Below are 377 nucleotides of genomic sequence, written 5' to 3' on the forward strand. Positions count from 1 at the left end.
GATTGTAGGCAATCAAATGAAATTACCAAAGCTCGGACTCGTAAAATTTGTGAAGTCGCGTGACATTGAAGGTCGTATTATGAGAGCGACCATTAAATACAATGTGAGTGGCAAGTTTTACGTGTCGATCCTCTGCGAAGTCCCAGAATTTGAACCATTACCTAAAACAAATCAATCTGTCGGGATTGATTTAGGTATTACTGACTTTGCGATTCTATCCGATGGACGTAAAGTGGATAACCAACGCTTTACGGCTAAGATGGAACAGAAGCTAAAACGTGAGCAACGTAAGTTATCTCGTCGCTACGAAAAAGCGAAAAAAGATCAACGCGACTTAAGTGAATGTATGAACTACCAAAAGCAACGTCGTAAAGTAG

Annotated in this window: 1 protein-coding gene; it reads left to right on the top strand. The window is 40.3% G+C overall.

What is annotated here, in order from left to right:
• Positions 1 to 16: 16 nt before the first annotated feature.
• On the top strand, positions 17 to 377 hold a 361-nt coding region (locus KMHG_RS17090), incomplete at its 3' end, for an RNA-guided endonuclease InsQ/TnpB family protein (protein WP_147608303.1).

It is taken from the genome of Kurthia massiliensis (assembly GCF_000285555.1).
GTDB lineage: Bacteria > Bacillota > Bacilli > Bacillales_A > Planococcaceae > Kurthia > Kurthia massiliensis.